Genomic DNA, 2,221 nt, shown 5'->3' with positions numbered 1-2,221 from the left:
CCACCCATCTGCTGGCCGGGGGCGCCGATCTGCGCGCCATCCAGACCATGCTGGGCCACGCCGACGTGGCCACCACCGAGATCTACACCCATGTGCTGGAACACCGGCTGGCCGAACTGGTGCACGACCATCACCCGCTTTCGGATACCGCCCTGCGCAGGTCTTCGGGCAATATATCCTCCGACGGCCAGTAACCGGTCTCAAGGGCGCGGCGATAATCGGGCGGCAGCCCGGCCCGCTGCATATCCGCCGCCGCCCCGGCCACGTCATAGGCCAGTCGATGGAAGGTCAGCGCGCCCGCGCGCAGCAGGGCATAGCGCGTATTCGCGCCGCCGTCATTCGGGGGCATCCCGATCACTCCGGCGTTGATCCACCGCCCGCGCCTGCATTCCCGTTCGAACGGCAGACCGCAATGACCGGCGATGATATGATCGACGGGGCCGATGGCCGCTTCGGTGGCGTCCCATTCCTCCTCGAACAGCCGGGCGGAAGAACTTGGCCAGATGAAGCGCGCGACCTCGGACACGCCACCATGGATGACGGCATAGCGCGCCCCGGCGTGGGTAAAGCTGATGATATCCGGCAGGCCCCGCATCCAGTCGCGATCCGCGTCCTGCATCCGCGCCCGGGCAAAGGCGTACCACCCCACGGAAAGAAGGTCGCAGGCCGACCCTGCGTCGAACCCGCAGCCGCAATCCGGCGCGTTCTCGGCAAGCTGGCGTTCGCAATTGCCCGCCACCACCGGGCAACCGGCGGCACGCAGGGCTGCAACACTGGCTTCCGGCGCGCCGCAATAGGCGACGACATCGCCGGTGCAGATCATCCGGTCAGGCGAGACCCCGGCGGCAGCACCTGCAGTACACAGGGCCTCGAACGCCTGAAGATTGGAATAGGGGCCGCCAAAAAGCAGCACGGGGCCGCCGATATCGCCCAGATCGACGTGATGTGGCACGAATTGCCCTCCCCCCGGTCCGCGGGAATGCCCTGCGCGGATCCGATCCCTTGAATGAAGCCGCCCGCCCCATCATAAGAAGGAACGCCATGACACAAGGGTATTCTTTCAAATGGAAACGGGCACCGCAATGCTAGACGGCACCTTCTGGATTACCTGCGGGGTGATCCTTCTGTTGCTGATCCTTTCGGGCTTCTTCTCGGGCTCGGAAACGGCTCTGACCGCCGCCTCCCGCGGGAAGCTGCGGGCGCAGGCCGACAAGGGGTCGCGCGGGGCCGAACGGGCACTTGCGATCACCGAAGACAACGAGCGGCTCATCGGGTCGGTCCTGCTGGGCAACAACCTTGTGAACATCCTCGCGGCCTCGGTCGCGACCGCGCTTTTCACCCGGCTGTTCGGGGAATCGGGCGTGGCGCTGGCCACCCTCGTGATGACGCTGCTGGTGCTGGTCTTTGCCGAGGTGCTGCCGAAGACCTATGCGATCACCAATGCGGAACGGGCCGCCGCGCTCGTCTCCCGCCCGATCAGCATCCTCGTGCTGCTCTTTTCGCCCGTCGTGACGGCGGTGCGCTACCTCGTCCGGGGGGTGCTGCGCCTGTTCGGCGTGACCACCGATCCTGACAGCAACATCCTTGCGGTGCGCGAAGAAATCGCCGGCGCGCTGCAACTGGGTCATTCCGAAGGGGTCGTCGAAAAAGAGGACCGCGACCGTATTCTCGGCGCGCTCGACCTACGCGAACGCGCGGTGGAGGAGATCATGCTCCACCGCTCCGGGATCGAGATGATCGACGCGGATTCCGACCCTGCCGATATCCTCGAACAATGTCTGCAGTCGAACCACACCCGGCTGCCGGTCTTCCGCAATGATCCCGAGAATATCGTCGGCGTCATCCACGCCAAGGACTTGCTGCGCGCGATGTACAAGCTGAGCGGCGGGCCGCATGGCAACGATTCCCTGCTGAAGAACTTCAAGATCGACGACGTCGCGATGAAGCCCTATTTCGTGCCCGAAACCTCGACGCTGGACGAGCAGATGCGCCAGTTCCTGCGCCGCCGCACGCATTTCGCCCTCGTGGTGGATGAATACGGCTCGCTGCAGGGGTTGATCACCCTTGAGGACATCCTCGAAGAGATCGTGGGCGAGATCACGGACGAATTCGATCCCGACGCCGAACAGCCGCTGCAACCGGCGGAGGACGGGCAATATTACGTGGACGGCGCCATGACGATCCGCGACCTCAATCGCGCGACCGACTGGTCATTGCCCGA

The 2,221-nt window shown here is 65.0% G+C and carries 3 protein-coding genes; 2 read left to right on the top strand and 1 reads right to left on the bottom strand.

The features are described from left to right. Positions 1 to 194 (top strand): tyrosine-type recombinase/integrase (locus tag A3728_RS22315; protein WP_150120736.1); only part of this gene is annotated, 194 nt, incomplete at its 5' end. On the opposite strand, the gene A3728_RS10890 is transcribed toward A3728_RS22315, so the two are convergent. After that, a complete protein-coding gene (locus tag A3728_RS10890; protein ID WP_236628186.1) occupies positions 131 to 952 on the bottom strand; it encodes a metallophosphoesterase family protein in 822 nt (273 codons plus the stop codon). The two genes, A3728_RS22315 and A3728_RS10890, sit on opposite strands and share 64 nt — an antisense overlap. A gap of 112 nt (positions 953 to 1,064) precedes the next feature. Here A3728_RS10890 and A3728_RS10885 point away from each other — a divergent pair. Next, positions 1,065 to 2,221: HlyC/CorC family transporter (locus A3728_RS10885; protein WP_067923375.1), on the top strand; the 1,157-nt coding region annotated here is incomplete at its 3' end.

Origin of the sequence: Sulfitobacter sp. HI0040 (assembly GCF_001634885.1) — a bacterium.
In the GTDB taxonomy this organism is placed as follows: Bacteria; Pseudomonadota; Alphaproteobacteria; order Rhodobacterales; family Rhodobacteraceae; genus Sulfitobacter.
Note: the sequence above shows the minus strand (reverse complement) of the source record. Positions and strands in the feature narration are given on the sequence as shown.